General features: G+C 66.8%; 25 protein-coding genes. 5 read left to right on the forward strand and 20 right to left on the reverse strand.

The window, feature by feature from the left end:
- The first annotated feature begins 76 nt into the window (after positions 1-76).
- Positions 77-427, forward strand: coding sequence for a hypothetical protein (locus tag VHA82_RS13730; protein WP_325544558.1), 351 nt, complete (start codon positions 77-79; stop codon positions 425-427).
- A gap of 22 nt (positions 428-449) precedes the next feature.
- On the opposite strand, the gene VHA82_RS13735 is transcribed toward VHA82_RS13730, so the two are convergent.
- The gene (locus VHA82_RS13735; protein WP_325544560.1) at positions 450-1,859 is read right to left on the reverse strand and encodes a heavy metal sensor histidine kinase; all 1,410 of its coding nucleotides are present in this window, start codon (positions 1,857-1,859) and stop codon (positions 450-452) included.
- Complete coding sequence (locus tag VHA82_RS13740) at positions 1,856-2,530, reverse strand: heavy metal response regulator transcription factor (RefSeq protein ID WP_325544562.1); 675 nt, start codon at positions 2,528-2,530, stop codon at positions 1,856-1,858. Before VHA82_RS13740 ends, VHA82_RS13735 begins: the two co-directional genes overlap by 4 nt.
- Positions 2,531-2,725: 195 nt before the next feature.
- Between VHA82_RS13740 and VHA82_RS13745 the strand changes: the two genes are divergently transcribed.
- Positions 2,726-3,730, forward strand: a complete 1,005-nt coding sequence (locus VHA82_RS13745; protein WP_325544564.1) for an aldo/keto reductase — start codon at positions 2,726-2,728, stop codon at positions 3,728-3,730.
- 14 nt (positions 3,731-3,744) lie between these two features.
- Here the strand turns inward: VHA82_RS13745 and VHA82_RS13750 are convergent, their stop codons facing one another.
- A complete protein-coding gene (locus VHA82_RS13750) occupies positions 3,745-4,146 on the reverse strand; it encodes a hypothetical protein (protein WP_325544566.1) in 402 nt (133 codons plus the stop codon).
- A 315-nt stretch (positions 4,147-4,461) separates the two neighbouring features.
- Between VHA82_RS13750 and VHA82_RS13755 the strand changes: the two genes are divergently transcribed.
- On the forward strand, positions 4,462-5,142 hold the full coding sequence (locus VHA82_RS13755) for a YoaK family protein (protein ID WP_325544568.1): 681 nt from the start codon (positions 4,462-4,464) through the stop codon (positions 5,140-5,142).
- A 72-nt stretch (positions 5,143-5,214) separates the two neighbouring features.
- On the opposite strand, the gene VHA82_RS13760 is transcribed toward VHA82_RS13755, so the two are convergent.
- The 11 genes from VHA82_RS13760 to VHA82_RS13810 form a co-directional block, all read right to left on the reverse strand.
- Positions 5,215-5,667, reverse strand: coding sequence for a MaoC family dehydratase (locus tag VHA82_RS13760; protein WP_325544570.1), 453 nt, complete (start codon positions 5,665-5,667; stop codon positions 5,215-5,217).
- Positions 5,668-5,692: 25 nt separating this feature from the next.
- On the reverse strand, positions 5,693-6,487 hold the full coding sequence (locus VHA82_RS13765) for an N-acyl homoserine lactonase family protein (protein WP_325544573.1): 795 nt from the start codon (positions 6,485-6,487) through the stop codon (positions 5,693-5,695).
- Complete coding sequence (locus VHA82_RS13770; protein WP_325544575.1) at positions 6,484-8,061, reverse strand: CoA-transferase; 1,578 nt, start codon at positions 8,059-8,061, stop codon at positions 6,484-6,486. Before VHA82_RS13770 ends, VHA82_RS13765 begins: the two co-directional genes overlap by 4 nt.
- Before the next feature lie 21 nt (positions 8,062-8,082).
- Positions 8,083-8,862, reverse strand: coding sequence for a glucose 1-dehydrogenase (locus VHA82_RS13775; RefSeq protein ID WP_325544577.1), 780 nt, complete (start codon positions 8,860-8,862; stop codon positions 8,083-8,085).
- A complete protein-coding gene (locus VHA82_RS13780) occupies positions 8,859-9,584 on the reverse strand; it encodes a GntR family transcriptional regulator (protein ID WP_325544579.1) in 726 nt (241 codons plus the stop codon). Before VHA82_RS13780 ends, VHA82_RS13775 begins: the two co-directional genes overlap by 4 nt.
- Positions 9,527-10,282 carry an ABC transporter permease gene (locus tag VHA82_RS13785; protein ID WP_325544581.1) on the reverse strand — a complete coding sequence of 252 codons (756 nt, stop codon included), beginning with the start codon at positions 10,280-10,282 and terminating at the stop codon, positions 9,527-9,529. The genes VHA82_RS13780 and VHA82_RS13785 overlap by 58 nt, the downstream gene beginning before the upstream one ends.
- Positions 10,283-10,349: 67 nt before the next feature.
- Complete coding sequence (locus tag VHA82_RS13790) at positions 10,350-11,096, reverse strand: ABC transporter ATP-binding protein (protein ID WP_325544582.1); 747 nt, start codon at positions 11,094-11,096, stop codon at positions 10,350-10,352.
- A gap of 10 nt (positions 11,097-11,106) precedes the next feature.
- A complete protein-coding gene (locus VHA82_RS13795; RefSeq protein WP_325544583.1) occupies positions 11,107-12,219 on the reverse strand; it encodes an ABC transporter substrate-binding protein in 1,113 nt (370 codons plus the stop codon).
- Positions 12,220-12,230: 11 nt separating this feature from the next.
- Positions 12,231-13,016 (reverse strand): ABC transporter permease, encoded by a 786-nt coding sequence (locus VHA82_RS13800; protein ID WP_325544585.1) that lies wholly within the window; start codon positions 13,014-13,016, stop codon positions 12,231-12,233.
- 123 nt (positions 13,017-13,139) lie between these two features.
- Positions 13,140-14,054: a dihydrodipicolinate synthase family protein gene (locus VHA82_RS13805; protein ID WP_325544587.1), complete on the reverse strand. Its 915-nt coding sequence runs from the start codon at positions 14,052-14,054 to the stop codon at positions 13,140-13,142.
- 22 nt (positions 14,055-14,076) lie between these two features.
- On the reverse strand, positions 14,077-14,862 hold the full coding sequence (locus VHA82_RS13810) for an SDR family oxidoreductase (protein ID WP_325544589.1): 786 nt from the start codon (positions 14,860-14,862) through the stop codon (positions 14,077-14,079).
- A gap of 91 nt (positions 14,863-14,953) precedes the next feature.
- On the opposite strand from VHA82_RS13810, the gene hydA reads away from it, so the two are divergent.
- Entirely contained in the window at positions 14,954-16,405 is a 1,452-nt protein-coding gene (gene hydA, locus VHA82_RS13815) for a dihydropyrimidinase (protein WP_325544591.1), read from the forward strand.
- Between the two features lie 109 nt (positions 16,406-16,514).
- Here the strand turns inward: hydA and VHA82_RS13820 are convergent, their stop codons facing one another.
- The 4 genes from VHA82_RS13820 to VHA82_RS13835 are packed head-to-tail and all read right to left on the reverse strand — an operon-like array spanning position 16,515 to position 19,819.
- On the reverse strand, positions 16,515-17,057 hold the full coding sequence (locus VHA82_RS13820; protein WP_325544593.1) for a thiamine pyrophosphate-binding protein: 543 nt from the start codon (positions 17,055-17,057) through the stop codon (positions 16,515-16,517).
- Between the two features lie 10 nt (positions 17,058-17,067).
- On the reverse strand, positions 17,068-17,676 hold the full coding sequence (locus VHA82_RS13825) for a thiamine pyrophosphate-dependent enzyme (RefSeq protein ID WP_325544595.1): 609 nt from the start codon (positions 17,674-17,676) through the stop codon (positions 17,068-17,070).
- Between the two features lie 16 nt (positions 17,677-17,692).
- The gene (locus tag VHA82_RS13830) at positions 17,693-18,826 is read right to left on the reverse strand and encodes a mandelate racemase/muconate lactonizing enzyme family protein (RefSeq protein WP_325544597.1); all 1,134 of its coding nucleotides are present in this window, start codon (positions 18,824-18,826) and stop codon (positions 17,693-17,695) included.
- Between the two features lie 27 nt (positions 18,827-18,853).
- Positions 18,854-19,819, reverse strand: coding sequence for a tripartite tricarboxylate transporter substrate binding protein (locus tag VHA82_RS13835; protein WP_325544599.1), 966 nt, complete (start codon positions 19,817-19,819; stop codon positions 18,854-18,856).
- Between the two features lie 134 nt (positions 19,820-19,953).
- Between VHA82_RS13835 and VHA82_RS13840 the strand changes: the two genes are divergently transcribed.
- Positions 19,954-20,694 carry a GntR family transcriptional regulator gene (locus VHA82_RS13840; RefSeq protein ID WP_325544601.1) on the forward strand — a complete coding sequence of 247 codons (741 nt, stop codon included), beginning with the start codon at positions 19,954-19,956 and terminating at the stop codon, positions 20,692-20,694.
- Between the two features lie 119 nt (positions 20,695-20,813).
- On the opposite strand, the gene VHA82_RS13845 is transcribed toward VHA82_RS13840, so the two are convergent.
- Positions 20,814-22,214: an efflux transporter outer membrane subunit gene (locus VHA82_RS13845; RefSeq protein ID WP_325544603.1), complete on the reverse strand. Its 1,401-nt coding sequence runs from the start codon at positions 22,212-22,214 to the stop codon at positions 20,814-20,816.
- Positions 22,211-25,357, reverse strand: a complete 3,147-nt coding sequence (locus VHA82_RS13850) for an efflux RND transporter permease subunit (RefSeq protein ID WP_325544605.1) — start codon at positions 25,355-25,357, stop codon at positions 22,211-22,213. Before VHA82_RS13850 ends, VHA82_RS13845 begins: the two co-directional genes overlap by 4 nt.

Genomic DNA, 25,357 nt, shown 5'->3' on the forward strand with positions numbered 1-25,357 from the left:
GAATTCATTTGCGCGCGCGCCCGCGCCCGACGAAGATCGGCGCGCAAGAAGTATTGCGGCACACAAGGGAAAGTCGATGATCGGCCGCGAAGCGCAACGCGCCTGCCTGGGCTTCTGGTCGGTGGATCTGGCGAACGGCATGGCGACGCTCTGCAGGGAGGCAGCCGCGATGCTCGGCCTTCCGGCCGCAGGCCAGCTCGAGCTTGCGCTGGTATTTGCCCGCATCCGCCGCGAGCACCGCCATCGGCTGCTCCGCGCGGCCTTGCGCTCGATTCGCAGCGGCGACCTGTTCGACGTCGTGGTCCGCACGGCAAGCACCCCCGCGGCGCCCGGATTGCGCATCCTGGGCGGCCGCGGCTACCACGTGAGCCACCACTGCGAGATCCACGGAATCCTCGAGCGCGTCGCGGCGGTTTCGGGCCCGTGAGTCGGTGCGCATGACGATCGCGTCATGCACGCGCGCGAGGCGCAGCCGGAAACTCGAGCGTGAACACCGTAGGCCGTCCCGGCGCGCTTTCGACGCAAGCGCGGCCTGCGTGCATGTCCATGATCGAACGCACGATCGCCAGGCCGAGCCCCGATCCCGACGCCGAGCCCTGGCGCGAGGCGTCGACGCGATAGAAGCGTTCGAAGATGAGCGCGTGGTGCCCGGGCGCGATCGCAGGGCCCTCGTTTTGCACATGCAGCGCGCAGGCGCCTTGCGCGTCGACGGCCGCGGAGATCAGCACGACCGTCTCGCGTGGCGCGTAGTGCAGCGCGTTCGAGACCAGGTTGCTCACGGCGCGCACGAGCATCGTCTCGTCGGCCCACGCGCGATGCCCGGCGCCCGCCGGTGCGCGCACCTCGAGGCGAAGCGACACGCCGCGCTCTTCGGCCAGCAATTCGAAGTAGCCGATCACGCGCTCCAGCGCCGCGTCGAGATCGATCCACCGCAACTCGATCGCCGCCGGATTGTTGTCCGCGCGCGCCAGGAACAACATGTTGCCGATCATACGCGAGAGCCGCTCGTACTCCTCGACCGAGGATTCGATCACCGCGCGGTATTCGTCGGCGCTGCGCGAGCGGGAGAGGGCGACCTGCGCCTCGCCCATGAGGTTGCCGATCGGGGTGCGCAAGTCGTGCGCGAGCTCGGACGAGAACTGCGCGAGGCGGTCGAAGCCGGCCTCCAGGCGATCCAGCATCCGGTTGAAGGCGACAGCCGATTCGACCAGTTCCGTGGGGACGCTTCCCAGGTCCAGGCGCTCGCGCAACTCGAGCGCATTGATGCGGCTCGCGGTGGCACCGAAGCGCCGCACGTCCGTGAGGATCTGCCGCGCGATCCAGACGCCAAAGAGGCTCGCCAGCACGGCGGCGGCCCACAGGGCGATCTGCAGGTTGGCCCAGTTGCGCGATCGCAATTCGCGCGTGGGCGTGGTCTCGACCGCCAGGCCGACACGCAGCGGCGCGATCCGCAGGCCGATGACGCGGTAGCGCGTTCCATCCGCCGCTTGCCATATCTCGCTGGCCGCGCCGGGGGGAATCGCCGACAGCGGAATCGCCACGCCCTTGGACTGCGCGACGACACGGCCGGCGTCGTCGACGGCCACCGCATGCAGCCACGGCGTGCGCCGGGTCGCGATATCGACGATCCGCTGCACGTCCGCGGCGTCGCCGGCCGCCGCAAGCTCGTCGCGGATGAAGAGCATGTTCGTCGACAGCAGCAGCTCGTTGCGCTCGCGCAGCTCGCGCGCGAGGAAGCGGTCCACCATCGTGCCGAAGAACAGGATCATCAGCACCGACACCAGCGCGACGGCCAGGCTGATCTGCGCGGTGAGCGAATGGCGCACGGCGCCGAGCGCGCGGGCGGCAGCCTGCTTCACGGCGAGCGGACGTCGAACACGTAGCCGACGCCGCGAATGGTGTGGATCAGCTTCTGCGCATACGGATCGTCGATCTTCGAGCGCAGGCGCCGCACGGCCACGTCGACGACGTTCGTATCGCTGTCGAAATTCATGTCCCACACGTTCTCGGCGATCAGCGTGCGCGAGCAAATCTCGCCCGCGTGGCGCATGAAGTAGTTGAGCAGCGCATACTCCTTGCCCGTGAGGTCGATGCGGTCGCCGGCGCGGGACACCCGCCGCCGCAAGGGGTCGACCTCGAGGTCGGCGAAGCGCAGCGGCTGCTCGCGCTGCTGCGGCGCGCGGCGCAGGATGTTCTGCACGCGCGCGAGCAATTCGGAAAACGCAAAGGGCTTCACGAGGTAGTCGTCCGCACCGAGCTTCAGCCCCTTGACGCGGTCTTCCACCTCGTCGCGCGCGCTCAGGAACAGCACCGGCGTGGCCTGCCGCTCGCGCAGGCCCTCGAGCAGTTCCCAGCCGTTCAGGCCGGGCAGCATCACGTCGAGCAGCACGAGGTCGTAGTTGCTGGTGGTCGCGAGATGCAGGCCGTCGAAGCCGTCGCTCGCCACGTCCACGACGTAGCCCTGCTCCGTGAGGCCCTTGCGGACGTAGGCGGCGGTCTTGGGTTCGTCTTCGACGATGAGGATGCGCATGGGGAGATGGCGTCGTTCTCGCAAGTATGGCCCGATCGGCGGCCCCGTGGATGACCCGGACATTTCAATCGTGTCATGCGCGCGCCAGCAGGGCTCTCCTGGGTATGCGCGAATGACGGAATCGTCATGCACCGGTCAGCGCGGGGTACGCAGCGCCGCGTATCGTGGATTCATTCCATCACGAAAGGTTGAAACATGGAAACGACCACGATCGGCGCATCGGGCATCGAAGTCTCGCGCATCGCGCTGGGCACCTGGGCCATCGGCGGCTGGATGTGGGGCGGCACGGATGAAGCGCAAGCCATCGCCACCATTCGCCGCGCGGTGGATTCGGGCGTGACGCTCATCGACACTGCGCCGGTGTACGGCTTCGGCCGCTCCGAGGAGATCGTCGGCAAGGCGCTGGCCGGCCCGCTGCGCAGCCGCGTGCGCATCGCAACGAAGGGCGGCCTCGCATGGCGAGGCGGCCAGGTGTTCCGCGATTCGCGCGCAACGCGCATCCGTGCCGAAGTCGAGGACTCCCTGCGCCGCCTGGGCACCGATCACATCGACCTGTACCAGGTGCATTGGCCCGACTCGCAAACGCCGCTCGAGGAGACCGCGACCGCGCTGGAAATGCTGCGCACGCAAGGCAAGCTCGGCGCGATCGGCGTCAGCAACTTCTCGCCGGCGCAGATGAGCGTTTTCCGCGCGGCGGCCGAACTCGACGCCGTGCAACCGCCGTACAACCTGTTCGAGCGCGAGATGGAAGACGGCGTGCTGCCTTATGCGAGCCGCACGGGGCTCTCGGTGCTGTGCTATGGCGCGTTGTGCCGGGGCTTGCTGAGCGGGCGCATGGACATCCATACGACCTTCCGCGGCGACGACTTGCGAAAGATCGATCCGAAATTCAACGGCGCACGATTCAGGCACTACCTGGCCGCCGTGGACGAATTGTCACGGCTCGCGCGCGAGCGCTTCGACAAGTCCGTGCTCGCGCTCGCGGTGCGCTGGGTGCTCGACCAAGGGCCCACGATCGCGCTGTGGGGCGCCCGCAGTCCCGAGCAGCTCGACGCGATCGGCGACGTCGCCGGCTGGCACATCGACACCGCCACCCTGCGCGACATCGATGCGATCCTCAGGCGCTGCATCGGCGAGCCGATCGCGCCGTCGTTCATGGCGCCGCCCGAGCGTGCGATCGCCCAGCCTCACGAACGTTGACGTCTTCCCGGTGCTCAGCGAGGCGCGGCTCGCTGCGAAGCGAGCTTGGCTGCATCCATCAGTGCCGCGCCGTAGAGCGACTGCACGCGCGTGCGCTGCGCGTCGTCGAGCTGCTCGTCCAACGCCTTCCAGCGCGAGAGCAAGTCGCCCGCCGCCGCGGCCACCTCCCCGGCGGCTTCGCGGTCCTCATCGAGGTCGCGCTGCAGGTCGACGCTCGCGTGCACGGTGGCGTGCGCCCAGCCGATGCGCTCGCGCACATGGCGGTCGTCGAGCGCGGCGAAGTCCTTCAAGTCGCGGATGAAGTCCCGCAATGCCGATGCGGCGGCGGGGGTGCTCGCTATCGATGCGGCGTCGCGCTCCAGCGCGACGGCGAACAGCACCAGGGCGTGCGGCTGCAACTCGATTTCGCGCGGCATCGCAGAAGCATCGCTTCGCTGCGATTGCCGATTGCCACCGTGCATGCGGCCTTCGCCCCGGCCCGCGCCGCCGCCGGGAAAGCCTTGCGCCAAGGCACCGACGCCAATCGTTACTATGAGCACGCAGAGCGCGGCGCGGCGCGCGCATGGGGCATGGATCATGCGCGTACGTTACGGGCTCGTGCGGCTGCGAATGTGTAGCGCATGTTGTGCCTACGTAAAGACTCGAAGAGTGCCGGCGGACCCGGCAGCATGTGCCGCCCCGCATGGGCAAGCGGCATCGGCACGGCGAAATCGATCCGGAGGAATCCGCTCATGCGACTCTCACTGCCCGGAATTCTCAGCCTGATGGCAGGCTACGCGGACACGAGCGGCTTTCTCGCCCTCGGCGGGCTGTTCACGTCCCACGTCACCGGGAACTTCGTGACTCTCGGCTCCGCATGGGTCCTCGGCAGCGGTGGCACGCTCGCGAAGATTCTTGCCCTGCCGACTTTCTGCCTGACCGTGCTCCTCGTGAGGCTCATGGGCTTGCGCTGGCGAGCGGCGAAAAGGCCGGAACTGCGCAGCATGCTCACACTGCAGCTCGCATTGCTGATCGTGGCAGCGGGCATCGCGGCTTGGGCGGGGCCGTTTGAAAACACCGATACCGGGGTTGCGCTTGCCCTCGGGATGATCCTTGTGACCGCGATGGCCGTGCAGAACGCCGCACATCGAATTCATCTGTCTCACACACCGCCCTCGACCGTGATGACCGTCTCGACGACGCAGATCATGCTCGATCTGGGCGACATGCTTCATGGCGATCCTCCGGAAAGGCCCGCAGCCATCCGCGCACGTCTGAAGACGATGACGTCGAACGTTGTGCTGTTCGCCGCGGGGTGCGGTCTCGCCGCCTTCCTGTTCACAGAGATCGACAAGTGGTGCTTCTGCGCGCTGCCACTTCTGGGGGCCTGCGCCCTCATGATGCGATCGGAGCTCATCGACGCGCCCGCTTGAGACAGCGCCAGCGGCCTCTGCTCGACCGCATCCATGCGTCTGCCCCGCTGGGGCCCGATGAGCGCAGACCGATCAGGCGCCTTTGCGCAGCAAGAGGCTGGCGTGTTCGGCTTGCGACAGCACTTCTCCGCGCTGGTTCTTCAGCTCGATCCGCTCGACCACCACGCCGCGATCGGGCTTGCGCGTCTCGCGCTTGCTGATGAAGGTGATGTCCAGGTGCACGGTGTCTTCGGGGAAGAGCGGCTTGATGAAGCGGATCTTGTCCCAGCCCAGCGAGCCGATCGAGGTCTTGTCGTACAGCTTCAGCTGGTTCTTCAGGCCCTCCATCAGGGATACGCCGAACAGGCCATGGGCGATGGGCCGCCCGTACGGAGTCGACTTGCAGAACTCCGCATCCGAGTGAAGCGGATGGAAGTCGCCGGTGACCTGGCCGAATGCGTCGATATCCGCTTGCGTGATGCGCCGGCAGCCGGACTCGTACACGCGGCCGATGTCGACGTCCTCCCAGAACAGGTTCCGGGGCACGGTGGCGGCAGGGACGGTGGTTGGTTCAGTCATAGAAATCGGGGGCCTGCTTGATTTGTTCCCACTCGTGTGGATCGTGGTGGAAGATGACCATCGCGCGCTCTCGCTCGATGATGCCGCGGAGTTTGTCGGTGGACCGATAGGCCACGGCCGGGCCTGCTCGGGGAGTGCCCGTCATGATGTTGTGTTCGAGATTGGCACGCTGCGGGATGGCCCCGGCGGGAAACACCACGCTGCCCGTGCGCGCAAGCCGCACCACGAGTCCCTGCTCGCCGCGGGTGTGAGATGGAATGGACAGGACAACGACGCTGCCATCTCCGAACAGGTCGAGGTCTTCGCCGTGCAGCTCGCGGAACCGCAGGTGCCGCGTCGGCAGGATTTCGGCGTCGTTGTAGCTCTTCATGTAGCGCCGGTCGGGCCACCACGCGTCCTGCAGCTCCTGGAACTGGACGACGAAGGTCGCGTCGGGAAACGAGGTCATGCCGCCGCAATGGTCGTACATGAGGCAGGACATCACGACGTAGCGGATGTCATCCGGCCGCACGCCGAGCCGTGCGAGCTGCGCGACGGCGGATTGGTCGGGCCGCATGCGCGGCTTCAGCGCATCGGCGCGGCCGCCCCAGTGCGCTCGGGGGTCCGTTGCGACGTTGGGGTGCAATCCGGTTTCGAAGAGCACCTTGCCCTGCGGATGGTCGATCAGGAAGAACAGCGTCGGCACCTCGATCGACGTGCCCATGCCATTCATGAAGGTCATGATGCTCTGGTCGTACGTGAGATAGCCGCCGCAGAAGCAGTACAGGCGCGGGGAGGCCACGGTCATCCTTGCACGGCCTCGACGCCGATCTTCTCGCGCAGCCACGCATCGGATCCCGCTTCCGTCAGCACGGGCGCTTCGTACTCGCGCAGGTCGCGCGCCACCTGCAATTCGAACTCCATCATGGGCGCGATGTCGCGCGCCGGGTCGACACCGGGCGCCACTTCGTGCAGGATCCAGCCGCGCTCGGTCAGGCGAAAGAGCCCGCGTTCGGTGATGAGCGTGACGGATTGCCCCTTCTTCAGCGCCGCGGGGCCGTTCAAGGTGATCTGCTGCGCGCGCTTCACGAGCTTCTTGATGCGGCCTTCGCGGTGGATGCGCAGCCGCCCTTCCTCCACCGAGACGTTGGCACCCGCGGCCGCCAGCAGGCCGCAGAAGAACAGGTTCTTCGTGCGGCTCGTGATGTCGATGAAGCCGCCGCAGCCCATGAGCCGGCCGCCAAAGCGACTGACGTTGATGTTCCCCAGCTCGTCGGCCTCGGCCATTCCGAGGAACGTCGCATCGAGCAGGCCTCCGTCGTACATGTCGAACATGTCCGTCGGATCGATGATCACTTCCGGATTCTTGTGCGCGCCGAAGGTCGGCTGGTGCATCGGCAGGCCGTTCATGGCGCCATGTTCGGTGCTCAGCATGATCGCGCCTTGCGACTTCGCCTGGTGCAGCAGCCGCGCGAGGTCGATGCCGATGCCGACGCCGACGTTGACGAACCAGCCGGGGCGGATGTGCTGGGCCGCGCGCATGAGGATGATGCGTTCCGGACCGACCGGCATGCGCTCGACATCGAGCGGCACGCGCGTCTCCCCGGTGATCGAGGGATCGTGGAGCGAAGCGCCCGACTGGGGCGCTTCGGGTGCCAGCACCACCTGGTCGACGAGGTTCGAGGGAACGACCACCGAGCGGGCATGAAGCCCGGCCGGGCCGGATTCGCGCGTGACCTGTGCGAACACCATGCCGCCGCTGGCGCGCGCGGCCATGGCCATGGCGCGAGCACCGAGCGTCTGAGGCTCCTGCTCCATCGACAGGTTGCCGTTCGCGTCGGCGGAGGTGGCCTTCAGAAGGGCGACATCGATCGGGATCGCGCGATAGAAGAGACGCTCGCGCCCCTGGAACTGCACCAGCTCGACGAGTTCCTCCGTGGTGGCTGCATTGAGGCGTCCGCCGCCTTGGCGCGGATCGACGAACGTGCCGAGCCCCACTTCGGTCAGCACGCCGTCGCGGCCGGCCGCCGTCTCGCGCAGCAGCGCATAGAGAATGCCCATGGGCAGGTTGTAGGCTTCGACCTTGCCGCTCGCGACCAGCTCGACGATCGGCGAGCCCTGGTAGATCGGGTAGGAGCCGGCGATGATGCGTTTCAGGCATCCCTCGTGCGCGAGCCGATCCAGCCCCGTGCCCGGGCCCAGGCTGGCGGTGCAAGGCAGATAAGCCGTGAGTCCGCGCGGATGTCCTTCCTTCAGGAAGCGCCTTTCGATGGCCTGGAGCAAGTGGTCGACGACGAGGATGCTCGCATTGCCGGGAATGGCGACGACCGCACCGTCCGGAATGCGCGCGGCGATCTGGTCTGCTGTCGTGAACTTGGTCATGCTGGCGTGCCTTTGAAACGATCAGGCGGCGAGCCAGCCGCCGTCGACGGCAAGCGTGCCGCCGGTGGTGAAAGACGACTCGCCGGAGGCGAGGAACAGCGCGGCGGCGGCCACTTCTTGCGGAGTGCCGAAACGTCCGACGGGGTGGCGGGCCTTGGCCCGCTGCTCGGCGGCGGCGGGGTCCGGCGCACGCTTGAACGAGCGCTGGAGCATCGGCGTATCGATGGCCGCCGGCACCAGCGCGTTGGCCCGCACGCCGCGCTCGGCATAGTCCAGCGCGATCGACCGCGCGAGGCTCAGAATCGCGCCCTTCGATGCGACGTAGGACGCGTTGTTGCGGCCGCCCGCAAGGGCGAGCTGCGACGCGACCGTGATGATGCTTCCCGCGCCCTGCTCGCACATCGGCGACAGCACGGCCTTGCACCACACGAACGTGCCCTTGACGTTCACCGAGAACACCTTGTCCCAGTCCGCCACCGAGGTCTGCAATGCCTGGCCTCCGACCGAGATGCCGGCCACGGCCACCAGCGAATCGATGCGTCCCCAGCGGCCGACGGTGTCGCCGACGGCCGCAGTGGCCGCGGCCTCGTCGTCGACCGAGGCGCAGACGGTGCGCGCTTCGGCATCGACCCGGCCGATCTCGCGAGCGACTTCATCGAGCCCTGCGCGATCCGTGTCGACGAGCAGCGTGCGCGCGCCCTCGCGGGCGAAGCGCAGCGCGACCGCGCGGCCGATGCCGGAGCTCGCGCCGGTGATGACGGAAACATGGCCCTGCAGGCGGCCCTCTCGGGAAACGGTCATAGCGTTCCTCCTTGGACGGCGGCAACGATGCTGTCGCGTGTGTTGGTCAGGTGCGCGCGCATGGCCGCGATCGCCCTTTCGGAATCGCCGGCCCCGATGGCGTCGAGCAAGGTGAGATGCTCCTGCCGGCCGGGCTCGAAGCGCATCGGAATGCGCTTGGTCCCGAACATCCGCGTACGCATTCTGAGGCCCATGATCATGCCGTGCAGGAGATCGTTGCCGCTCGCGCGTGCGATGCCGAGGTGCAGCTTGTCGTCGATCTCCCAGTGCTTGTCGTTGCCGACCGACGCCGAGTCGGTCATGGCGAGCAGCTCCTTTCGGATTTCGGCGATCAGGGCAGGCTCGAATCGCCCGATCGCGAGCCGCACAGCCTCGATCTCCAGCACGAGGCGCACGGCCAGGATCTGCATCACCTCCTCGAAGGTGATGGTGCGCACGAAGACCGTGCGGCCCTCGCGCCCGAGCAGGCCCTCGCCTTCGAGCTGGCGCAGCGCGGCGCGCACCGGCGTGCGCGACAGGCCCAGTTGTTCGGATAGCCGCCGTTCGTTGAGGCTCGCGCCGCCGCGCAGTTGCCGCGAGACGATCTTCTCGCGGATCACGTCCGTCGTCGTCTGCACCAGGGTTTCCGGCGAGTCCTCTTCCTGCAATAGCGCTTTGTCCATGTTTACTCCGTACCCATCAACTTGCCCGCGGCGCCCAGATTGCCGTGCCGCGCCGTCCATGCGGTGAATGGCCGCTCGATGCGGATGATGATGCGATCGAGCACGATCGCGAGCGCACTGTAGATCGCGATCAGCACGAGCATCGAAGCCGTGTCGAGATACTGCTGGCGCGCGATGATCATCACGCCGAGCCCGGTCTGCGCGCCGATGAATTCGGCCGCGACATCGAGGCCCCACGACGCGGCCGCGGCGGCCCGGATGGCGCCCAGCATGTGCGGCAAGATGGAAGGGACCACCACGGTGCGATAGATGGTCTTGCGGTCCGCCCCGAAGATCAGCGCCGCGCGGATATGCACCGGCAGCACATTCTTGATCGCCTCCATGGTCATCACGCTGATGATCACCCAGGTGCCGATCGTGATGATGGCGATCTGGGGCATGCGACCGATGCCGAACCAAAGCACGAACAGCGGGATCAGCGCGAAGATCGGAATGGGCGCCACGAAGGAGACGAGGCCGCCGAACAGCTCGCGTGCGAGCCGGCTGTAGGCCATCGTCAGGCCGGTGAGCACACCCAGCGCCGTGCCCACGAGCAGGCCGGCCAGCGTCATCAGCACGCTGGCGGGCAGCGCCGACGGAAGCCCCGGCAGCAGGCCGAGCAGCGACCTCCACAAATCGGCCGGCGCCGGAACGAAGATCGGCCGGACCAGATGCTCGGAAACGACCCAGAGCCAAGCCGCGAGCAGGAAGGCGGGCACCAGCAGGCGCAGGGCCGTCGATTTCAGGTGCTGCATGCCGCTTCCCTCGCGTCATCGTCCATGGCAATCATCGGATCAGCGAGTTCAGCCGCCCGCGCTGGAACTGGAACGCCGCGGTACGCTTGATCGCGATATCGCGCGGGTGCGCGAACTCGACATCGAGTACCGACGCAATGTGGCCGGGGTTGCGCCCGAGCACCACCACCCGGTCGCCGAGGAAGATCGCCTCCTCGAGGTCGTGCGTCACGAAGACGGAAGTGATCCCGATGCGTTCGCAGATGTTCAGGTATTCGACCTGCAGCCGCTCCTTCGTCATGGCATCGAGGGCGCCGAACGGCTCGTCCATCAGCAGCACCTGCGGATCGACCGCGATGGCGCGAGCCAGGTCGACCCGCTTGCGCATCCCGCCCGAGAGCTCCTTCGGATACGCGTTCTGCCACGCCTTGAGCTCGACGAGGTCCAGGACTTCGTCGACGCGCCTCGCCATCTCCGCTGCACCGAGCCCCTTGATGCGCAGCCCGTACTCGACGTTCGCACGCACGCGCATCCAGGGAAACACGGCATCGTCCTGGAACACCATGACCCGGTCCGCGGCCGGCCCATCGATCGGCTTGCCATCGAGCAGCACGCGGCCCGAGTGGGCTGCGAGCAGGCCGGCGATGACGTTCAGCAATGTCGACTTCCCGCAGCCGCTCGCGCCGATCAGCGAAATGATCTCGCCCTTGGCGATGTCGAGGTTGATGTTGTGCAGGATCGGCTGCCCTTGCTGGTAGGCAACCGACAAACCTTCGATGCGGATCCGGGGCTGGCCCATGGCGGTTTCTCTACTTGAGGGGCGCGTTGACCCAGCTCACGAGGTCGCGCCGCGCGAGGAATGCCTCGAAGAATTCCTGCTCGCGCTGGTACTTGCCGGTCGTGAAGTCGCTCGGCAGCCGGTCGGTGTTCTGCGGCCCGTAGAACGACATCGCCTTGCGCCAGCCGAGGTCCGACTTGTCGTTGAAGACCTCCGCCTTCGCCTGCTCGATGGACGGATATTCGAGGAACTTCGACATCTTCATGATGTCGTCGCTCGTGAACGAGGCGGCGGCGCGCGAGTTGATGTTGGATGCCCACAGCGGCAGGACCTTCGCCTGCTTCTCGTTGAGGTAGCGCGCGGTGCGATACCAGATCGCGTGCAGCTTGAGCACCGTTTCGCGGTTGTCGCTCAGCCACGGCTCCATGCCCATCATCGCGGAGTACCAGAGGCCGGCCGGGCCGAGGATCTCGGCGCCGCCGACGTTCACGTACAGGTCGGGCTGGCCGAGGAGCTTGATTTCCTGCGGGAGGCTGCCCATGTAGAAATCGCCCACGCCCTTTTCGAACGCGAGCGCCGCCTTGGCATCGTCCGGGAACTCGAAGAGCTTCACGTCGGACGTCGTCATGCCGACCTGGCCGAGACAGGCTTTCACCAGGGCGAGGTAACTGACGGGGTTGATCGCGAAGGACTTGCCCTTCATGCTCTTCAGGATCTGCAGCCGCGCCGCCTCGGGCCCCGCTTTTGCCGCGAGCGAGGAATACGTTTCGACACCTCCCTTGCGGCCCACGAGGATGAAGCCTTTGAAGCGATTCAGCACGATCCACGTGCGCATGTTCGGGATCGCCTTGTAGTAGGCGAAGGTTCCGACCTGCGAACCCGATGCGATGTCGATCGCACCCTGCCGCAGCGCGGCGGCGCCGTTGGCCTGGGCCGCGACGCTCACGATCTCGAAGGAAAGCCCCTGCTCCTTGTCCAGGCCCATCTCCTTGGCGATCGCCCAGGGCTGGTAGTCCAGGACCGGATGCAGGCCGATGCGAACCGTCTGCAGCTCGGCCGCACGGGCGAGCCCCGGCGACACGATCTGCGCCGCGGCGCCCAACGAGCCGAGCAAGAGGCCTCTACGCTGAATATCGATGGTCACAGCAGTTCCTTTCATGATCTGGTTTGACCCAACACATTGGCAACGACGCCGGATTCCGCGTTGCGATCCGTCCACTGGGTGAGCGGCCGCTGTGCCGCACGCAGGAGCGCATCGAACGAGATCGCGAGGAGGCTGTAGATGAAGATGATCACCCACATGCTCGCGGTATCGAAGTACTGGGACTGGACGATCATGAGATAGCCGAGGCCGTCTTGCGCGCCCACGTATTCGGCCGCGACGTCTCGGCCCCACGAAGCAACGGCAGCGGCGCGCAGTGCGCCGAAGATGTGCGGCACGATGGCCGGAAGGATCACGGTGCGATAGACCGTGAGCCGTCCGGCGCCGAGCAGCAGGGACGCGCGGACGTAGATGGGCGGGACGTTGCGCACGGCCTCGATGGTGGCCAGGCTCAGCAGGATCGCGCTGCCGAACATGACCATCGCGATCTGCGGCGCCTTGCCCAGGCCGAACCAGAGCACGAAAAGCGGGATGAGCGCGAAGGTCGGCACGGGGCGAATCGCCTCCTGCAACCCGCCGAAGAGGTAGCGAACCGTCTTGCTCGCAGCCATGGCCAACCCGCACAGGATGCCGGTGACGCTGCCTGCCACGAAGCCGGCCAGCGTCACCGACACGCTCGAGACGAACGCGGAGGGCAGGCGCGGCCAGAGCGCCTCGATGGCTTCCCACAGGTCCGACGGAGACGGCAGGTAGAGCGGGTCCACCGCATGGTTCAGCGACAGCGCGAGCCAGGTCGCCACCAGCAAGGTGGGCACCGCAAGCTTGCGCAAGCGTCCCATGATCAGGCGACGCTGCGGAAAATGAGCGCGCGATGCAACGTTGTCATCGCCGGAAGCTCGCGCGCGGACCAGGCTCGGTGCATGCATGGAGGGCTCCTGAGGATGCGAAGGATGGTGGCTCCTTCAGGAAAGCCTTCGATGCAGCCGCTCGACGAGACCATCGAGCTGCTGCCGGTCGGTGGCACTGAATGGAATGGCCGGCCGGCGCTGCGTTGCATTGGCGATGGCGCCACGGCGCGCGAGGACTTCCTTGCGCACGGCCAGGCCGAAGCCCGGCTGCTGTTCGAAGCGCACGAGCGGCAAGTAGATGTCGAACAGGTCTTCGGCCTGCTGCCGTTCGCCGCGCGAGAACAGGTCGTGCACCCGCACGAGCATCTCGACGTAGGCAAAGCCGGTCATGGCGCCGTCGGCGCCGCGCTCGAGTTCCTGCACGTAGTAGAGCGCGCCATTGCCCACAAGCAGGCTCGTTCTGCGCCTCGCCGTTGCGCGGATGGTCGTGATCTTGTCGAGGCCGGGGCAGTCTTCGTGCTTCAGCATCACGATGGACGGGAATTCGTCCGCCAGCCGCACATACGCGGAGGGCGACATGTGCACGCCGGTGGCCTGAGGGAAGTCCTGCACCACGACCGGCGTCCCGCGGTCGACCGAGGCCATCACGCCTTCGAAGTAACGATGGATGGCCGCATCTCCGCGCACATAGGCAGCGGGCGCGACCATGATGCCGGCCGCCCCCATGTCCATCACGGCCTTGCTGAGTTCCGCCATCGGCGCAAAGCCGGAGGCGCTCGCGCCCACCACGACGGGCACGCGCCCCGCCACGCGCCGGATGAAGCGCTCGGCCACCGCCAGGGACTCGCTGCCCGTGAGCTTGGGCGCTTCACCCATCATGCCGAGCACGGTGATGCCATGCACGCCGTGCGACAGATAGAACTCCACCAGCGTGTCGATGCTTTCGAAGTCGATCGATCCGTCCTCCAGGAAAGGCGTGGCGGCGATGGCGTAGACGCCCTTCGCGTCCGTGGTCAAGGTTTGCGGCATGTTTGCGGGGTGATGGGAGCGATCAAACGCTCGCGATGAGTCCGCCATCCACGCGGATGACGGATCCGGTCACATAGGAAGCCGGCGCACTCGCGAGAAACGCGACCACGCTGGCGTATTCGTCGGGGTTGCCGTAGCGGCGCGCGGGAATCGAAGCCATGCTGGCCTTGCCGACCTCCGCCGCGTCGATGCCCTCGCGCTTCGCTTTGGCTTCGTCGAGCTCGCGGATGCGAGCAGTAGCGATGCGGCCCGGAACGGTGACGTTGACGGTGACTCCGTCGGCTGCGACTTCGGCCGCGAGCGTCTTGGACCAGCCGACGAGCGCGGATCGCAGTGAATTGGAAAGCCCGAGCTGCGGGATCGGCGCGATCACGCCCGACGAGGTGCTGGTGATCACGCGGCCCCAGCGCCGCGAGCGCATCGCAGGCACCAGCCGGTCCGTGAGATGGATCACCGCCAGCACCATCGACTCGAAGTGCGCGGCCCAGGATTGCGCTGTCTGCCCGAGGATCGAACCGGGAGGTGGACCGCCAGTGTTGTTGACCAGTATGTCGATCGGCCCGATGGCGGGTTCGATGCGGGCGAGCGCCGCCTCGACACCGGCGCGATCACCCAGCTCGCAAGGCATGCAGGCGGCTCGCGCCCCGGAAGCGACGAGCGCCTCGGCCACCGAACGCAGCGCGGCTTCGTCTCGGTCCGCGAGAACGACCTGCGCGCCCTCGCCTGCCAGCTTGCGGGCGATGGCGCTTCCGAGGCCACCCGCCGCACCCAGAACCAACGCCGTTCGATCGCGAATCCCGAAATCCAAGATGGTGCTCCAATAGGCATCTGGCTGTCTTGTTTGCCGGAGCCCAGATGGATACTATTGGGATCCCAACTGTATGTCAACAGGATTTCACATGAATTTCGATCTCGTGGTGCGAGGCGGCCGGGTTTCGACGGCGCAAGAGACCTTCGATGCCGATATCGGGGTATTCGAGGGCCGCGTCGTCGCCCTGGGAAGCGGTCTGGCGCGAGGAAGACGCGAAATCGATGCCACGGGGAAGTGGGTCCTGCCGGGCGGCATCGACAGCCACTGCCACGTCGAACAGCTCTCGGGCATGGGGCGCATGTGCGCCGACGACTTCCATTCGGCAACGGTCTCCGCCGCTTTCGGCGGCACGACCACGATCATTCCATTCGCTGCGCAGCATCGCGGCAACTCGGTGCTGAAGGTCGTGGCCGATTACCACGCGTGTGCCGGCCCGAAGGCCGTGGTCGATTACGGCTTCCACCTGATCCTCACCGACCCCACGCCGGACGTGCTCGGGCGGGAACTGCCGATCGCGATCCGCGAGGGCCTCACGTCTTTGAAGGTCTACACCACCTACGACGCCTTGCGACTGGACGATTTCCAGCTGCTCGAAGTGATGGACGCCGCGGACCGCGGCGGTGCGATGGTGATGGTGCACGCCGAGAACCACGATGTGATCCGCTGGATCTCGAAGCGACTGCTGGAGCGCGGCCACGTGGCGCCCAGGTTCCACACGGTCGCGCACGACGCGCTCGCCGAGGCCGAGGCCACGCACCGCGTGATCCATCTTGCGCGGGTGCTGGATGTGCCCCTTCTCATCGTCCATGTCTCCGGCCGGGAAGCGGCCGCGGCGATCCACGATGCGCAGGTGCTGGGCGTGCGCATCTACGGCGAGACCTGCCCGCAATACCTGTTTCTCACGGCCGACGACGCGGACCGCGAAGGCCTCGAGGGCGCCAAGTATTGCTGCAGCCCGCCACCGCGCGATGCGCAGTCGCAGGAGGCTTTGTGGCGCGGGTTGCGCGAGAACACGTTCCAGGTATTTTCGTCGGACCATGCACCTTATCGCTTCGACGAATCGGGCAAACTCCCCAAGGGCGACAAGACCACGTTCAAGGAGATGGCCAATGGCGTGCCGGGACTGGAACTTCGCATGCCGCTGCTGTTTTCGGAAGGCGTGCTGAAGGGGCGCATCTCGATCGAGCAGTTCGTCGCGCTCACGGCCACGAACCATGCGGCGATCTACGGCCTCGCGGGCCGGAAAGGCTCGATCGCAGAAGGGCTCGATGCCGACCTTGCGATCTGGGACCCCGAACGCGTGACGCAAGTGCGCGCCGCAGACCTGCACGACAACGTGGGCTACACGCCGTATGAGGGCATGACCCTGCGGGGCTGGCCCGAGACCGTGATGAGCCGCGGACGCGTGGTCGTCGCGGAAGGCGAATTGCACGCGGAGCGCGGCAGCGGACTGTTTCTCCAGCGCGGTCCGTCGCAGACCGTATCGACGCGGCACGATGTTTCGGGGCGCAGGGATTTCTTCAGGACTTTGGTGCGGTGAACGGTCAGGGCGAAGGCTCGTACGGCGACCGATCGTGTGTGCGCTGCCTTCGATTCGGCAGTGCAGGGCGATCGAGCGTCGCCGCGGATGGCCCAGGCGACCGAAATCGCTACCAGCCGGTATAGGCGCCTAGAAGGATCGCTGCCGGAGCGTTCATTGCATACGCATGGTCCAGCGCCGCACCGACGTGATGCAGGTCCGCCGGCGACTCGACCCGCCAGTAGCGAATGTCCATCGCGTCCAGCACGGGCTCGAGCATGGCGATCACGCGGCGACGCGATGTTCGCGGGTCCTTTCCGAGGTTGGCAAACTCGCGCCCCCACGGACCGATCATGAGCGGCAGGGGCAGCTTCGCATCGATGCCAACCGCGCGGATGGCATTGATGGAGGCATAGAACCCTTGGTTCTGCATGATCACCACAGGCTTCTTTCCGCCGATCCACAGTCCGGCGGCGCATTCGACGGCCTGGTCTTCAGTGCAGCATCGCATCACGCGGGTGTCGGGCAGGTAGCCTTCCTCCAACCGCATCTGCACCGAGAACTGGGCGTAATCGGGCACGGTGGTGACGTGCGTGATCTGCTTTGCGCGAAAGATGTCCAGGATGTGTCGCGCCGCGACGGAATACTTCGAGAGGTCGATATCGTTTCTCATCGTGGCCCTTTCAGCGCGTCGTGGCGGCAAGCACCGCCCGCACGCGGCGTGCCTCGTCGCCCATGCGGGTGATCTGGTTGTCGGGAATCTCGCGCTGGGGTGTCGCGGCCGAATAGTAGGGCGCGTCCGGCTCGACACGAACAGAGGCGAACACCGGGCCACCATCGGGCGGCAGCGCGGCGAGAGCGGACTGCAGTTCCTCGGCTGAATCGATCTGCATCACGCGCCGGTATCCGGCAGCCCGAGCCATGCCGCAGAAGTCCACCTTGCCGGCTTGCGGGATCGCGAGGTTGGCGGTCCCGCCGTACTGCACGCTGTTGTTGAACAGCAGATGAACGAAGTTCTTCGGCATGGCCTCGGCCACCGTGACGAGCGAGCCCAGTTCCATCAGCAGGCTGGCATCGCCATCGAGCACCCAAACGCGCACGTCGGGCCGGGCAGCCGCGACGCCAAGCCCCAGAGATGCCGAGCCCCCCATGAGGGGAACGCAGCTCACGAAGTTGGCATTCGGGGCAATTCCGGGAAGCGTCTTCATGGTGGACATGGTGATGATCAGCACGTCCTCCTGGGCGATGCCGGCGACGATGCGGCATGCTTCCTCGCAGTACAGGGGCTTCATGGCGTCTCCTTCCCGTTCAGCGACAGTTCACCCAGCCCTCGCCAAGCGCATAGCGCGAGACGGCCTGCTCATCGAATTCGAACCCGAGCCCAGGTCCCGTCGGCACCAGCAAGTTGCCTTGCTTGAACTCCAGCTGCCGGTTTACCAGGCGCTTGAAGTTCAGCACCTGGTCGTCCAGGAAGTACTCGACATAGCGGGAGTTCGCAGCAGAGGCAACGAGATGAACGTGGAGGTCGTGGAACCAATGCGGGCATATCGTGACGCCGTAGGCATCCGCCAAAGCCGCGATCCGGCGCCACTCCGTGATACCGCCGCAAACGGCGGCGTCAGTCTGGAGGATCTGGGCGCCGCCCTGGTCCAGCAGCTCCTTGAAGCGCCAGCGGCCGACCTCGATCTCGCCGGTGGCCACCATGATCCTGGTGCTGCGGGCCAGACGCGCGTGGTTGGCGATGTCGTCCGGACTGAACGGCTCCTCGATGAAGTAGGGGTCGTACTGCTCGAAGCGCTCCACGTAGCGCAGCGCCGTGGGCAAGTCGCTCCAGGCGTTGTTCGCGTCGAGCATCAGCTCCACGTCCTCTCCGACGGCTTGCCGAGCGGCCCGGACTCGCGCCTCTTCCTCGCGCGGGCTGAAGCGGCCGACCTTCATCTTCACCGCCCTGAACCCGGCCTCGACGTAGCCGCGCATTTCGTCGCCAAGGTGGGCAGGCGTCTTGCCCTCGACGTAGTAACCGCCACTGGCGTAGGCGGGTACCGAAGTGGTGCTCCAGCAGCCCATGTACTGCGTGAGCGGCACGCCTGCGGCACGCGCGTTCATGTCCCACAGCGCGGTGTCGAGGATGCTGATGCCGCGCATCACGGTGCCGGCTCGGCCCTGCAGGATCGCCTCTTTGTACATCTCGTTCCACAAGCCCTCGCTGCGCCGGGACTCCTGGCCAAGGAGCACCGGAGCGAGCAGCTCTTTCACGGCTGCCATGGCGATCGGGCCGCCGGTGCTGCCGACATAGCAGAACCCGATGCCCTCATGCCCGTCCTCGGAGCGGACCTTCACGAGCGCGTAGTCGCGCGCCTTCACGGTGCGGGTGGCGAAAGAGGTGACCTTGTCGAGCGGCACGCGAGCGACGGCGACCTGGATGGATGCGATTTTCGGCATGGGAATGATCTCTCTGCAGGGAAATGATTAGTTGGCGGTGATGCCCGATTCCTTGATCACCTTGCGCCACTTCCGGGTCTCGGCGGCGATGTGAGCCGCAAACTCCGAAGGCGTGCCGCCCGCGGTCTCTCCGCCGAGGCTGCCGACCCGCTCCCGGAAGTCCGGTGCGGCCATGACTTTCAGAAGATCGGCGTTGATCTTGCTCACCACGGCGGCCGGCGTGCCGCGAGGCACCACGAAACCCTGCCAGTCGAGGACATCCACGCTGATGCCACTCTCGGCGAGTGTCGGCAGATCCGGGAACTGCGCCATGCGCTTGGCGCTCGTCACCGCCAGCGCACGAAGCTTGCCGGCTTTGACCAGCGGCAAAGCGGGCGGTGCGGCTGCGAACATCAGGTTCACCTGCCCACTCACGACGTCTTGCAACGCCGGCGCGGCCCCCTTGTAGGCGACGTGCGTCATCTGCACGCCGGCTTGGGTCTTGAACAGCTCGCCTGCCAGATGCGCGGGCGAACCATTGCCGCCGGAAGCATAGTTCGCCATCGCGGGGTGTGCTTTCAGGTAGGCGATCAGTTCGGACGGTGTCTTCGCGGGGATGGCGGGATTGACGACCAGCACGTTGCCCTGCTGCGCGAGACCGGAGACGGCCACCAACTCCTTCTGGATGTCGAATGTCGGCTTGGGCAGCAGCTCCTCGGCCACGATTTGATTGAGGTTCAGCACTCCGAACACCAAACCGTCCGCCGGCGCGCGCCTGACGACGTCCAGTGCGATCAGCCCGCCGGCACCCGGCCGGTTCTCCACCACGACGGGCTGCCCCCACAGTCTGGACAGGCGCTCACCGGTGAGCCGCGCAAGGATATCTGTGGGTCCGCCGGCCGCAAAGCCCACGATGACGTGGACGGGTCTGGCCGGGTACGTCTGTGCGCCGGCCCACCCGTGCGCGAAAGCGAAGAACCCGAACGTGGCAGACAGGAGCAAACGACGCAGCATGCGACACCTCATTGATTGGGACCGCGCGACTGTAGCACGGCCATCGGCATTTGTACATACATTTATGCAGATCGGTCAGGTAGGCCTCCGAGCGGTAGTGGTAGCAATGCGTGTACATTTACAGCCATTCAGACATGTCTCATCCACCTCGCCCCGCGCGCTACCGCGTCATTGCAGATGAACTGGCCGCCGAGATTCGTGCAGGCAAGTACCCGATCGGCACGAACTTGCCGGTGGAGAACGATCTGGCCGTGAGGTTCGAGACCAGTCGGCAGACCATGCGCGAGGCGCTGCGCATCCTGGGCGACCGGGGGTTGATCGTGCGGCGCGCCGGTTTCGGAACCACCGTGATCAACAGCGGAGCCCGCGCCCTCTTCACGCTGTCGGTAGGTAACCTTTCGCAGCTGCTCAGCTACCCGCCCGGCGTGCGGCGGCGCCATTTGGGCAGCGGGCCGTATGTGGCCGACGAGGAGACTGCAAAGATGCTGGGCTGCAGTGTGGGCGCGGAGTGGATTCGCATTCGAGCGGTTCGCACTGCCGAAGAAGACAGCCTGCCGTTGTGCTGGGTGGACATCTTCATCGCGCCGAGATTCGCCGCAATTGCCAGGCAACGCGGCGCTGAACGGATTCCTGTCGTAGAGCAGATCGAGAATACCTTCGGCGAAAAGGTCGCAAGTGCCGAAGTCGACTTTGCGGTCGGTCGGGTGACGAAGGAGATGTCGAGCGCGCTGCGCGCCCGCGTCAACGAGCCGGCGCTCACGATCGTGCGGCGCTACCTGGGGGCGCGCGGCGAGCCACTGGAGATTACGGTCAGCACTCACCCTGAAGATCGATACACCCATCGCATGAAGCTTGCGAAGTCACCGCGGAGCTGATTTCGTCCGACTCGCGAGTCATGCTCATGTCCCGCACGTTCCCGGCGATCAGCGTGCGCGAGCACATCTCGCCCGCGTGGCGCATGAAGTAGTTGAACAGGGAGCATCACCCGCGCCTTTCAGAGCTGCGTGCGCGGCCTCCACCCGCCGCCGAGCGAACGGTACAGATCCACCAGGTTGCTCATGCGCGCGTACTTCGCCTGCACGAGCGCGACCTGGGCGTCGTAGGACGTGCGCTGCGCGGTCAACACCGTGAGGTAGCCGGCCACGCCGGCACGATACTGAAGTTGGGAAAGCTCGAGCGAACGCGCGGCGGCGGCGTCGAGCGCCTGCATGGCCTGGACTTCGCGATCGTAAGTCTCGCGCGCGGCCAGGCCGTCGGCCACTTCCCGGAACGCCGACTGGATCGCTCTTTCGTACTGGGCGATGCCGATGTCCTTCTGGATCGTCGCGACGTCCAGCTCGGCCTGCAGCCGGCCGGCATTGAAGATCGGCACCGTGATCGAAGGCAGGAAGCCCCACGCGAGCGAACCGGCGCCGAACAATCCACCGAGCGCTGCGCTCGCGCTGCCGAGGCTGCCGGTCAGGCCGATCGAAGGAAAGAACGCCGCGCGCGCGGCACCGATGTTCGCGTTCGCGGCGCGCAGTTGCGCCTCGGCCTGCATGATGTCCGGCCGGCGCGTGAGAAGCTGGGACGGCAGCCCGGCCGGGATGTCGGCCACGAACTGCAGCGCATCGAGGGCTGTCGGCGGCGGGAGGTCGGCTGGAATCGCGCGGCCCACGAGGAGCACGAGCGCGTTTTCCGCCTGCGCCCGCGCGCGTTCCTGCGCGGCGAGGTTCGCCCGCGCCTGGTCCACCACCGTCTGTGCCTGCCGCACGTCGAGTTCGGTGACCGTGCCGGCGCGCATCTGCACCTGCGTCAAGTCGTACGACGCCTGCGCGGCCGCGAGCGTGCGACGCGTGACGGCGATCATCTCGTCGTCGGCCAGCGTCGCGAGGTACTGGTCCGCCACCTGCGACACGAGCAGCAATCGCAGCGCGTTGCGGGCCTGCTGCGTCGCGAGGTATTGCGCCAGCGCCGCGTCGCTCAAGCTGCGCAAGTGGCCGAAGAAGTCGATCTCCCAGGAGAATGACAGGCCGACCGAGTAGTCGCGCATGCTCGTGCCGCGACCGCCGCCCGATGCCGCCAGGCTGGCCGTCGCGCCGACTTGCGGCGAGACCGCGGATCGCTGGATACGGTACTGCGCCCGCACCTGTTCGACATGGAGCGCCGCGACGCGCAGGTCGCGATTGTTCGCAAGCGCCATCTCCACCAGTCGCCGCAGGCGCGAGTCGGTGAGGAAGTCGCGCCAGCCGATGTCCGCCGCTGTCAGCGCCGCCGGATCGCTCGACGACGTGATGGGATAGCCATCGGGGACAGGCAGCGCGGGACGCTCGTACACCGGCTGAAGCGCACAGCCTGCGAGCAACGCGGTGCACGCGGCGCACGCGGCGGCGATCACTCTTCTCGTCGTCCTCATGCCGCGCGCCCGCTTTCGAGTTGCACAGCCGCGGCCCTGTTCCTGCGCCGCCACCACCCGCCTGCGACGACGTAGAAGAACATCGGCACCAGGAATGGCGCGACGAAAGTAGCCGTGAGCATGCCGCCGATGACGGCAACGCCGATCTCGTTCTGGCTGGCCGAGCCCGCGCCGTGCGCGAGCGCGAGCGGCAGCACGCCCAGGATGAAGGCGAGCGAGGTCATCAGGATCGGGCGCAGCCGCAGGCGCGCGGCCTCGAGCGCGGCGTCGAAGGCGCTGCGGCCGTCGCGCTGCAACTCGCGCGCGAACTCCACGATCAGGATCGCGTTCTTGGCCGACAGGCCGATCGTGGTGAGCAGCGCGACCTGGAAGTACACGCCGTTGGTCATCCCGAAGGCCGCGGCCGCAAGCAACGCACCGAGCACACCGATCGGCACGACGAGGATCACGGACACCGGGATCGCCCAGCTCTCGTATAGCGCCGCGAGGCTCAGGAACACGACGAGTACCGACAGCGCGTAGAAGAACGGCGCCTGCGCCCCCGCCTGCTGCTGTTGCAGCGAGATGCCCGTCCACTCGAAGCCGATCGCACCGGGCAGTTTCCGCGCAAGCGATTCCATGGCCTGCATCGCCTGGCCCGTGCTCTGGCCGGGCGCTGCCTGTCCGATCAACTCGACCGACGACACACCGTTGTAGCGCTGCAGTTGCGGCGAACCGTAGGTCCAGCGGCCGGTCGCGAACGCGGAGAACGGCACCATGTCGCCGCCCGAGCCGCGCACGTACAGGCGGTCGAGGTCCTCGGGGTTCATGCGAAACGGCGCATCGGCCTGCAGGTACACGCGCTTGATGCGGTTGTCGGTGTCGAGGAAATTGTCGACGAAGCGCGAGCCCCACGAGATCGAGAACGTCTGGTCGACGTCGGTGAGGCTCACGCCCAGCACGCCAGCCTTCTCGCGATCGACATCGACGTGGAAGGTGGGCATGTCGTCGACGCCGTTCGCGCGCAGTTGCGCGATGGACGACTCCTTCGCCGCCATCGCGATCAGCTGGTCGCGCGCCTTGACCAGCGCGTCGTGGCCCGCGCCGCCGCGATCTTCCAGCTGCAGGTCGAAACCGGCGGAGGACCCGAGCCCGCGGATCGGTGGCGGGTTGATCGCGGTGATCGACGCGTCCTTGTACGCGGCGAAGTGGGACGAGACGCGCGCGACCAGCGCCTGCGCGGATTGGCCCGGGCCGGTGCGCTCGCCCCAGTCCTTCAGGCGCACGAAGACCTGGCCCTGGTTCTGCCCACGCCCCGCGGGGCTGTAGCCGTTGACCGCGAATGCGGAAGTGACGCTGGCGGCCTCGTCCTTCAGCAGGTACTGCACGACGTCGTTCAGCACAACGGCCGTGCGCTCCTGCGTCGCACCCGGCGGGGCCTGCACCTGCACGAAGAAGTAGCCCTGGTCCTCGTTCGGCAGGAACGACGTGGGCAGCTTCATGAACAGAAGTCCCACAGCGACGAAGATGGCAAGGTGCACCAGCAACCAGCGGCCGGTGCGGGCCACTACGCGCCGCACGCCCGCGAGGTAGCCATTGCGGCCGCTGTCGAAGCCGCGGTTGAACGCACCGAAGAAGCCCTTGTGATGGCCCTGCGCGGCGTCGGACGGGCGCAGTATCGTGGCGCACAGCGCCGGCGTGAGCGTGAGGGCCACGAAGACCGACAGCAGCATCGCCACCACGATGGTCAGCGCGAACTCGCGGTAGATCGCACCCACCGACCCGCTGGAGAACGCGACCGGCACGAAGACCGCGGAGATCACGAGCGCGACGCCGAGCAGCGCGCCGGTGATCTGGCTCATCGCCTTGGCGGTCGCCTCTTTCGCGGACAGGCCTTCCTCGGTCATGACGCGCTCGACGTTCTCGACGACGACGATCGCATCGTCCACGAGCAAGCCGATCGCGAGCACCAGGCCGAACATCGACAGCGTGTTGATGGTGAAGCCGGCCGCGGCCATCAGCCCGAACGTCCCGAGCAGGACCACCGGCACGGCGATCGCCGGGATCAGCGTGGCGCGCACGTTCTGCAGGAACAGGTACATCACCAGCACGACCAGCGCGATGCCTTCGAACAGGGTCTTGACCACCTCCTGCATCGAGATCTGGATGAACGGCGTGACGTCGTTTGGGTACACGACTTCGAGCCCCGGCGGGAAATACGGCTGGAGCTGGTCGATGCGCGCGCGCACGGCCTTCGCCGTGGCGAGCGCGTTCGCGCCGGTGGCCAGCTGGATGCCCAGGGCCGAGGCGGCCTGGCCGTTGTACTGGTCGTCCACGGCGAAGCTCTCCGCGCCGAGCGCGATGCGCGAGACGTCGCGCAGCCGCACTTGCGATCCATCGGGCAGGGCCTTGAGCAGTACGGCCCCGAACTGCTCTGGCGTGCGCATCAAGGTCGATTCGGTGATCGTGGCCGTGAGCTGCTGGTGGGCGACCGCCGGGGTGCCGCCCAGCTGCCCGCCCGAGACTTGCACGTTCTGCCCCTGCACCGCCGCCATCACATCGAGCGGCGTGAGGCCGAAGCTGTTCAGTTTCTCCGGATCGAGCCAGATGCGCATCGCATACTGCGAGCCGAACACATTGAGGTTGCCGACGCCGTCGATGCGGCTGATCGGGTCCTGCACGTGCGACACGACGTAGTTGGCGATGTCGAACTTCGACATGCTGTGGTCGCGCGAGTAAAACGCGGCGACCATCAGGAACGAGTTGGTCGACTTGGTGACACGGATGCCCGACTGCTGCACTTGCTGCGGCAACTGCGGCACCGCGAGCTGCAACTTGTTCTGCACCTGCACCTGCGCGATGTTGGGGTCGGTTCCGGGCGCGAACGTGAGCGTCGTGGTCGACTGACCCGTGTCGTCGCTGTTCGACGCCATGTACAGCAGGTGGTCGATGCCGTTCATCTGCTGTTCGATGACTTGCACGACGGTGTTCTCGACGGTGCTTGCGGAGGCGCCCGGATACGTCGTGCCGATCTGCACCGTCGGCGGGGCGATCGGGGGGAACTGTTCGATCGGCAACTGCCAGACCGACAGGGCCCCGGCCAGAACGATCAGCAGGGCGATGACGATCGCGAAGATCGGACGGCGGATGAAGAACTGGGCCAC

Origin of the sequence: Ramlibacter sp. (genome assembly GCF_035548915.1) — a bacterium.
In the GTDB taxonomy this organism is placed as follows: domain Bacteria; phylum Pseudomonadota; class Gammaproteobacteria; order Burkholderiales; family Burkholderiaceae_C; genus Ramlibacter.

What these genes read in the sequence shown, in the direction of transcription:
- VHA82_RS13740 (WP_325544562.1), bottom strand. Translation starts at nt 2,530, where the DNA reads ATGCGCATCCTCATCGTCGAAGACGAACCCAAGACCGCCGCCTACGTC.
- VHA82_RS13790 (WP_325544582.1), bottom strand. Translation starts at nt 11,096, where the DNA reads ATGGGCCAGCCCCGGATCCGCATCGAAGGTTTGTCGGTTGCCTACCAG.
- VHA82_RS13800 (WP_325544585.1), bottom strand. Translation starts at nt 13,016, where the DNA reads ATGGGACGCTTGCGCAAGCTTGCGGTGCCCACCTTGCTGGTGGCGACC.
- VHA82_RS13780 (WP_325544579.1), bottom strand. Translation starts at nt 9,584, where the DNA reads ATGGACGGCGCGGCACGGCAATCTGGGCGCCGCGGGCAAGTTGATGGG.
- VHA82_RS13840 (WP_325544601.1), top strand. Translation starts at nt 19,954, where the DNA reads ATGTCTCATCCACCTCGCCCCGCGCGCTACCGCGTCATTGCAGATGAA.
- VHA82_RS13750 (WP_325544566.1), bottom strand. Translation starts at nt 4,146, where the DNA reads ATGCCGCGCGAAATCGAGTTGCAGCCGCACGCCCTGGTGCTGTTCGCC.
- hydA (WP_325544591.1), top strand. Translation starts at nt 14,954, where the DNA reads ATGAATTTCGATCTCGTGGTGCGAGGCGGCCGGGTTTCGACGGCGCAA.
- VHA82_RS13775 (WP_325544577.1), bottom strand. Translation starts at nt 8,862, where the DNA reads ATGACCGTTTCCCGAGAGGGCCGCCTGCAGGGCCATGTTTCCGTCATC.
- VHA82_RS13825 (WP_325544595.1), bottom strand. Translation starts at nt 17,676, where the DNA reads ATGAAGCCCCTGTACTGCGAGGAAGCATGCCGCATCGTCGCCGGCATC.
- VHA82_RS13755 (WP_325544568.1), top strand. Translation starts at nt 4,462, where the DNA reads ATGCGACTCTCACTGCCCGGAATTCTCAGCCTGATGGCAGGCTACGCG.
- VHA82_RS13770 (WP_325544575.1), bottom strand. Translation starts at nt 8,061, where the DNA reads ATGACCAAGTTCACGACAGCAGACCAGATCGCCGCGCGCATTCCGGAC.
- VHA82_RS13765 (WP_325544573.1), bottom strand. Translation starts at nt 6,487, where the DNA reads ATGACCGTGGCCTCCCCGCGCCTGTACTGCTTCTGCGGCGGCTATCTC.
- VHA82_RS13830 (WP_325544597.1), bottom strand. Translation starts at nt 18,826, where the DNA reads ATGCCGAAAATCGCATCCATCCAGGTCGCCGTCGCTCGCGTGCCGCTC.
- VHA82_RS13745 (WP_325544564.1), top strand. Translation starts at nt 2,726, where the DNA reads ATGGAAACGACCACGATCGGCGCATCGGGCATCGAAGTCTCGCGCATC.
- VHA82_RS13845 (WP_325544603.1), bottom strand. Translation starts at nt 22,214, where the DNA reads ATGAGGACGACGAGAAGAGTGATCGCCGCCGCGTGCGCCGCGTGCACC.
- VHA82_RS13805 (WP_325544587.1), bottom strand. Translation starts at nt 14,054, where the DNA reads ATGCCGCAAACCTTGACCACGGACGCGAAGGGCGTCTACGCCATCGCC.
- VHA82_RS13835 (WP_325544599.1), bottom strand. Translation starts at nt 19,819, where the DNA reads ATGCTGCGTCGTTTGCTCCTGTCTGCCACGTTCGGGTTCTTCGCTTTC.
- VHA82_RS13730 (WP_325544558.1), top strand. Translation starts at nt 77, where the DNA reads ATGATCGGCCGCGAAGCGCAACGCGCCTGCCTGGGCTTCTGGTCGGTG.
- VHA82_RS13820 (WP_325544593.1), bottom strand. Translation starts at nt 17,057, where the DNA reads ATGAGAAACGATATCGACCTCTCGAAGTATTCCGTCGCGGCGCGACAC.